The sequence below is a fragment of the Streptococcus suis genome, from assembly GCF_016743335.1.
In the GTDB taxonomy this organism is placed as follows: domain Bacteria; phylum Bacillota; class Bacilli; order Lactobacillales; family Streptococcaceae; genus Streptococcus; species Streptococcus suis_Y.
This window is the reverse complement of record NZ_WCJE01000061.1, coordinates 1-8,665: the sequence shown is the minus strand read 5'-3', so window position 1 is coordinate 8,665 and position 8,665 is coordinate 1. Positions and strand designations below refer to the sequence as shown.

Annotated in this window: 1 protein-coding gene; it reads right to left on the bottom strand. The window is 45.5% G+C overall.

The genetic code is table 11. The annotated features are described in order from the left end of the window. Positions 1-277: 277 nt before the first annotated feature. Positions 278-7,984 (bottom strand): accessory Sec-dependent serine-rich glycoprotein adhesin, encoded by a 7,707-nt coding sequence (locus F9856_RS11300; protein ID WP_202106662.1) that lies wholly within the window; start codon positions 7,982-7,984, stop codon positions 278-280. Between the last annotated feature and the right edge of the window lie 681 nt (positions 7,985-8,665).

Genomic DNA, 8,665 nt, shown 5'->3' with positions numbered 1-8,665 from the left:
TTACGGAGCGTGACGGATTAAAAGTCACATAATAGAAAAAGGTTCCAGAGTCGACAGGACTTTGGAGCCTTTTTCAATATACCTTGTTATTGGGCGGTTACGTTACTTTTCCTCACTATAAAAAGCTCTATAAATTCGAGGATGGTTCTAACCACTTCCGAATTATAGAGCTATTTTTGATACGTCCCAATTAGTTTAGTTTAACGAAGAGTTCGCTTTTCTACTGCAATACAGAATTCTGTTAACTCTCTCAGTTCTATCTACAAACTGAATACCATTATGAAATATCATCGTCCTCTCGCTCCTTACGACGACGTTTAGCCATAAGTGCAAAGGCTCCTCCTAACATTGTGGCACTCAACAATCCTGATACTGAGGACTGGGCCTCACCTGTATTAGGTAGCTTAGTTGCCTTCCGATTCACTGGTTTTGCAACTTCAGAAGTCATTGCCGAAGCTGAGGTACTTGCCGGCGTTGAGGTGGATGTGCTTGCGCTTGTCGATGCGGACGTGCTTGCGCTAGTTGAGGCACTTGTGCTTGCGCTTGTCGATGCGGACGTACTTGCTGATGTTGAAGCGGACGTGCTTGCGCTTGTCGATGCAGACGTGCTTGCTGACGTTGAAGCAGATGTACTTGCTGACGTTGAAGCTGACGTGCTTGCCGATGTTGAAGCACTTGTGCTTGCGCTAGTTGAAGCGGATGTACTTGCCGATGTCGACGCACTTGTTGATGCAGACGTGCTTGCTGACGTTGAAGCACTTGTGCTTGCGCTGGTTGAAGCACTTGTACTTGTGCTTGCCGATGTTGACGCCGATGTGCTTGCTGATGTTGATGCGGATGTGCTCGCTGACGTTGAGGCGGATGTACTTGCACTTGTCGATGCAGACGTGCTTGCTGACGTTGAGGCACTTGTACTTGCGCTTGTCGATGCGGACGTGCTTGCACTTGTCGATGCAGACGTACTTGCGCTGGTTGAAGCACTTGTGCTTGCGCTAGTTGAAGCGGATGTACTTGCACTTGTCGATGCAGACGTACTTGCGCTAGTTGAAGCGGACGTGCTTGCCGATGTTGAAGCTGACGTACTTGCACTTGTTGAAGCACTTGTACTTGCTGACGTTGAGGCACTTGTACTTGCACTTGTTGATGCAGACGTGCTGGCTGACGTTGAAGCGGATGTGCTTGCGCTTGTCGATGCGGACGTACTTGCCGATGTTGAAGCGCTTGTACTTGCGCTGGTTGAAGCAGACGTACTTGCACTCATTGAAGCAGACGTGCTGGCTGACGTTGAGGCACTTGTACTTGCGCTTGTCGAAGCGGACGTGCTTGCCGATGTTGATGCGGATGTACTTGCTGACGTTGAAGCACTTGTGCTTGCACTTGTCGATGCGGATGTACTTGCACTTGTCGATGCAGACGTACTTGCGCTGGTTGAAGCGGATGTACTTGCACTTGTCGATGCTGACGTGCTGGCACTTGTCGATGCAGACGTACTTGCACTTGTCGATGCAGACGTACTTGCGCTGGTTGATGCGGATGTACTTGCGCTGGTTGAGGCACTTGTACTTGCCGATGTTGATGCGGACGTGCTTGCCGATGTTGATGCAGATGTACTTGCACTTGTCGATGCGGACGTACTTGCGCTGGTTGAAGCGGAAGTGCTTGCACTGGTTGAAGCACTTGTACTTGCGCTGGTTGACGCTGACGTACTTGCACTTGTCGAGGCGGAGGTACTTGCACTCATTGACGCGGAAGTGCTTGCCGACGTTGAAGCTGACGTGCTTGCGGACGTTGAGGCGCTAGTACTTGCACTGGTTGAAGCAGAGGTGCTTGCGCTAGTTGACGCGGACGTACTTGCACTCGTTGACGCGGAAGTGCTTGCCGACGTTGAAGCACTGGTACTTGCGCTGGTTGACGCGGAGGTACTTGCGCTAGTCGAGGCGGAGGTACTTGCACTCGTTGACGCGGAGGTACTTGCACTTGTTGAAGCTGACGTGCTTGCACTTGTCGATGCAGACGTGCTTGCGCTAGTTGACGCGGAGGTGCTGGCGGACTCGCTGGCTGATACTGAGGCAGACTCAGAATTCCTGTCAGTAACCTTTAAGGTATACGTTTTCTCAGTCTTAGCACCGTGGGCATCTGTCGCTGCTACAGTTACCGTATAGATTCCTGCTACTAATGTCTCTACTGGGACATTCGGCTGGCTTCCTTGATAAACAATACTACCATTTGCATCCTTTACCGTATAAGTAACAGTGGTTGTAAGACTATCATTTGGATCTCTGTCATCTTCTGTATCTGTAACTGTAACACCAGTAGAGATGTCAATCGTTGTTTTTCCACCACGATCAATAGTCTGATCAGAAACGGTTACATTCGGTGCTGTATTTTCCTGCAATGTGATAGAGCTGGTGGCTGTTTTTACCGCTCCAGTCGAATCGGTAGCTGTGACTGAAACAGTATAAGTTCCCGCTGGGAGATTTGTCAAATCAACAGGTAAAGAATCACCATTTTCCGCCGTAATCGTCTGTGAATATCCTGTAGCAGGATTTGTAATCACGACTTGGATAGCCGTTGTGTAAGTATCCGTTGCACTCTTATCATCTTCTGAGTCCGTAATGGTGATGTAATCTTTCAAGTCAATTCTTGTTGATGTTCCAGATGGTTGTCGCGTAATCGTAGCATCTTGCGTTACAATCGTCGGTACCGTATTTGTTACAGTAACTGGAACCTCGACGTCTTTGCTAAATCCATCGGTAGTTGTTACCGTCACGCGAATCGTTCCGAGCTTTGTTTTGGTCGTCGGATCCGTGCTTGTCACCGTTAAGATTGGATTGCCTTGCGCATCTTTGGCAACTGCTGTTGTAGCGGTTCCGTTACTTACCGTGACTTGGTCTTTCACCATCTGTTCGGTAATTGGTGTTACTGAATCAACTGTGATGGCACCAACAGAAGTCGTCAGGTAATTCAGGGTTACAGTAACTGTTTTTTCAATCCCTTGTTTAGTCGTTACCTTGACGTTAACAGTACCAGAGGTGTCTGGAATCGTTCCCACAACAGCATAGGTCAGTCCAGCATCCTGCAAAACTGTACTGCTACTGCCGACAGCTGTAGCTTTTACCCAGTTTTCAATCTCTGTTGCTGAAGGTTTCTCAAGAACTGCTTTGGTCACATTGGATACATTTAAGATTTGAAGTGTAAATGGTGTGACGGCTTCTGAAACGTGTCCGTCTGCATCATAGGCATGAAGTTCACGTGTAACAGTCCCTGTGCCATTTGCTGTTCCAGCATTGTGTTTCCCTGTGACTCGAACCGTGCTTTCAGTAGCTCCTGTAGTAATGTCAAAGGTCAAGCCTGTTGGCGGGATATGCGTACTACCACTGCCAATTGCATCCACTGTAATAGAGGTAACCCCTTGGTCATCACGAACCGTTACTGGTTCAAGGGCTTTGTTTAACTCGGTATTGTTAAACACATAATAAACCGCACCTGTACCGTTTTCATACCCGGAGTTAACGGTGACGGTTGGGGTAGTATCTACTACGTTCAGAACGTATTCGCGGGTATTTGTTAAGCCTTCGATGTCACTACCTGTTACATTTATGGTATACGTCTCGCCCACATTTAGATTGGCCGTGCTAAAGTTCTGCATGGCCGCCTTATCCGTCAGCGTAGAGAGAAGATTGCCTTCTGAATCGGTAATTTCAATCTTACTGATAAATGGCGAGTTTGCCTGGCCTGCATTTGACGAGCCATCTTCTGGGTCGATGACCTCAACACCCCTTGTCAAGTCAATGGTAGCTGCCTTATCAGCCTTATCAAGTACTTGGTCACTAGCTGTAACATTAGGAACTTTGTTAGATTGATAACTGATTTGAACTTGGACATCCTTATAGACCCCTTGGTCTGTCGTGACACGAACCGTTGCAGTCCCATCTGTTTTTGGGATAGCCGTTGTCAACGTCTTCGTGTAGCCGATAGTGCTTCCACCCGTTGATACCGCAACGGCATTTAGCACATCTTGTTCAGACGGGTAATTTTTATAAAGACGGTTTAACAAGGACGTGTTAGCTGACGCATCCATCACCCAGACTTTGAAGTCCTGAAGCTGGGTTGTATTGCCCAAAGTGTCCGTAAAGGCCAAACTTCTTGAATAGACACCGACGGTATTAAAGGTAGCACTTGCAGTTCCTGAAAAGGCACCTGTTGATTGATCAATTGTAAAGCCTGAGTTTGTCTCTTCGACACGACTCGTTCCATCTGCTTGCGTTCTGTAGAGACGAACACTTGAAAAACCATTCGCATCTGATGCTGCAACTGGTTTGACCGCATTTGTACCGTCTACTGTCGCAATCCTTGTTCCTTTAAAGATTGCCATGTTGCTGATACTTGTCGTGGTCGGGGCACTATCGGTAACACTTAGTGTATAGCTAGTCGTTGCCGTCAAGCCTTCAGCGTCACTGCCTGTCACTTCTACAGTGTAAGTTTTAGTTGGGTCAAGCGTACTCGTATTTATCGTCATCTGACTTGTGTTTGTAATAGTACTAATGACGGTATTTGTTGACGCATCTTTTAGGACGATTTTGGTAACTGATGGAGTAAGGTTGTTTGCTTCATCCTCAACATCACGTACAGTTACTCCTGTTCTTAGGTCATACGTTGCAACTGCACCCTTGTCTACCGTTCGATCAGCTGCTGTAATCGTAGGAGCTTGGTTAGCTCGGTAGGTAATTGGAACCTGAACGTCCTTATAGACACCTTGATCTGTGATAACACGTACGGTTGCCGAACCATTTGTCGTAGGAATTGAGCCTATAATCTCTTTTCGAACACCTATACTTCCGCTAGAAGTCCCTTGAATCGTAACCTGATTAAGAACTTGGTCAGCGGTTGGCGTTGTTTTGTAATTTTGTTCTAGACTGCCAGCTGTAACATCATAAACATAGAGTTTAAAATTCGTTAGACCAGAAACATTTCCCAGACCATCCGTAAACTCCATACTTCGGGTGTAAACACCTGTCCCTTGGTAGTTTGTTCCTGTTTGACCTGAGAAGGCTCCTGTTGTCTGATCAATTGTAAAGCCTGATGTTGTATCTTGATCACCTTTCGTACCGTTCGATCTGGTGATATACAAACGAGCACCTGAAATACCATTTGGATCTGTTGCGGTCACTGGTGTAATGCTTGTTCCCCCATTTGTCAATGCAATCGGGGTGTTCTTGAAAACAGCCATATTGTTAACAACAGTCGTTGTAGGTCCGGTATCGGCAACTCTCAGTGTGTAAGTTCCTGTGGTAGTTGCGCCATCATTATCTGCACCAGTTACGCGAACAGTGTAGGTTTTGCCAAGTGTTAGCGTAGAAGTATTGATGCGGGTAGCTGTCCTATCCGTGACTGTCTGAACGACACTACCAGTATCATCTAGAACTTCATACTTGGTTACCTTTGGTGAAGTGGCTGTACGGTCTTGTGATGATCCATCTTCGGCATCCAAAACGACAACTCCTGTTGATAAGTCATAGGTTGACTGACTTTTATCTGCAACTTGTGCGCTTGATGTCACTGTAGGAGCTTGGTTGGCGCTGTAGTTAATCGGAACCTGAACGTCCTTATAAACACCCTGAGCTGTTGTTACTCGTACAACAGCATATAAGGTCTCCGCAACACCAGTCGAATCAGGGATAGAGACAACAGACTTCGTCACAGTAGTTGAACTGCTGCCCATCGATACAGTTACCGCATCCATAACCTCCTGATTGGATGGTTTATTCTTATGGGCACGAGAGAGGGTAGATGCCGCCGTATCAATAATGTAGAGTCTGAAATTGCTGGATGTTGAACTGTTATTGAGACCATCGGTAAAGGTCATAGATCGCGTAAAGTAACCAGTACCACTTGCTTGCGAGATTGTCCCGCTTAGGGCACCAGTCGTTGGGTTGACCGAGAGACCTGTATCTCCACTAATTGCCGAGTTTGTAATGGTTTTGGCCTGTTGTTCAACTGTATTATTGACCCCATTAACAGCGTCCCTCTCAGTCGCCACTACTGGTCGGATGCTATTGCTGCCATCTGTTGTTGCAATGGCTGTACCTGCAAAGACAGTGTAATCTGTCACAGATTCAATGGTTGGTGGGTAGTTGACCAGTACGGTTGCTGTTGTACTGATGCCCTGCCCAGTCGTTACCAACACAGGGACAGCTGTCGTCACATTTGCTGCTGGCGGTGTCCCTTGTACCTGATAGTTCAAGGTTGTCGCCGCAGTTAAACCATCCCAAGGTTTTCCGTTCTTGACCCAACTTTTAGCAATATTTTCAATCTCTGAAGCTGTCGCTACGACACCTGTTCCTTTATTGACATAGCCACTTGGCACAGCAACAGCAGTCAACTTGATACCAATCGCATCATTAGTAAGCCCAGAGTTACGATTTCCAGCCGCATCAACAACAAATGGCCAGCGACTAAGAAAATCGGTATCCCTAGCTGCGAGGTTATTTCCGTCAAACAGGCTTGGTCTAATCATTGAGCCGGCAGGAATGTAGATTTCCCACTGGTTGGTTGTACCTGCTTTTGGACGAACTCCTAGTCGGACTGCATTACCATTGGCATCTACCAGTTGATCGTTGAGGTTATTGTAATTATCAAGAGTTCCTCTATCATCTGTGTACGCCACACCCCATTTTTGCCAAGTGCTTGGATTTGACGCCTCCGTTACTGTTGCAAGAACAAGATCAACCGTCGTCGTTTTACCGTAGAAGAAGTAAACTGTATTTGGATACGTAACAACCGGTGCTGTCGTATCAGTTGCTCGCGTGCTCGTTCCTTCGGCAACACGCAACATACCGGAAGCTGCTTGGATTTGATTGATACGACCAGTCAAGGAGATCGCTGCCTGACCTGCCTTTTGGCTCATTGCGTCCACTTCCTCTTGGCTGGCTGATGTGGAAGCTCGTAGTTCCGTTGCCTCAGTTAAAGCAGACTGCGCATTTTGCAAAGCTGTTTGGTAACGTTGGTACCGTGTTGTAGTTGTCGTTGAAGCATCTATCTCTGGTAATGACAGTGCTTGATTCAAACTCGCCAAGGCATTATCCAAGTTTGTGTAATCGAGACTATTGATTTGACTTGTAGTCTCAGATTGACTAGAAGAGCTACTATCAAGGCTGGCAACTATGAATCCAGCCGTCACTTCTGAGCTTGCACTTGCTGTTTTCTGAGTTACGTTGTTCAAAAGTGCTAGCCCTTGGCCAACTTCTGTATTTCCTGATAGCACATTAAAAGAAGACTTGCCATTATCTTCAACAGCAATCAGACTGGTTCCAGACTCAGTTGCAGTCATCGAAGAGCCACTTGCTTCTGCAACTCGACTTGAGACAATCGCGTTATCCGAATGATTCTCAGATTGTGAACTTACAGAAGACTTACTTTCTGATGTAGATGCACTAGTGGACGCTGACGTACTTGTACTTGTCGAGGCTGAAGCACTCATGCTCATTGAAGCTGATTCTGAAGCACTAGTCGACGAGGACAGACTGGCAGATTCACTTTGACTGACAGAGCTAGATTGACTAGCTACACTGGTCGAGGCATCATTACGCGATGTAGATACTTCCGCTTCTGAGACGACTTCTGTAGTAACAGTCTCAATGATGACAACATCTTTGTCAATAACAGTATCTGTATCATTTTCAACTTGTTGCTCTACTGCAATTGTCTGTTCCTCCGCCAAAATCGCTGTCGGAAGAGCTGCTCCAGTCGCTACCGCTCCTGAAGCTAACATAGCTTTCAGGTACTGGTAACGTTGACTTTCTAATCGCTCTGAACTATCTACAAGAGGTACTGAAACCGTTTCCTGCCCTTTCCCTCGAATGACACGCAAAAGGCTGAGTTGAGACATAACTGTCCGAACCCAGTTTTTACCTGATTTGTGCATCTTGACACGGCTCTTACGTCCGACTTCATCAAAATTTTTATTAAATCGTTTACGATTCATAAATACTCCTAATTTAACTTATTTAATTCCATCAAATCATACTTTTATATAACTAAATTCACTGTTATATATATATATATGCATCCAAGGGATGAAACTTTCCTAAGTATTCTATCATAATGATGCCTCCTATGCAAAGAATGAGTCACAAAAATACGTTCTGTAAAGAAATTGAAATACAACATAAAATATGCTTTATGTTTATAGTTCCGTGCGCCTTCTATCCATTCTACTACATTCACAAATCATAGAACTATCTACCATTTTTAAGACCATTTCTTTGACCTCATCAAGCAGGAGGTGACCTCGTTTAATCCTAATATTTAAAACAATTCTAAAGAATAAAAACAAGGATTTAAACACTTTGGAACCAACTACTCCTAACCTAGATCGGAATCTATTAAGGGGCATTACGGGAAATACTTTTGGCTGCAGGAAAATGAAAACTTTAAAAAAACAGATTTTGATTGCCTTGAATAGTGAAACGTGCTGGGGGTAGCCTAGCCTCCTGAAAATAGGAAAGAGAAAAAGAAAGAGAGAACGAATATCATCCTCTCTAGGTGTTAGCTTTTCATCTACCTGCTGCAATTTTATTCATGTTAAAATAAGGTAAAATAAGTTTTATAGTCATTTAGTTTTAAAATAGCATCCCAAAGAATGCTATTTTAAAACTAAATGACT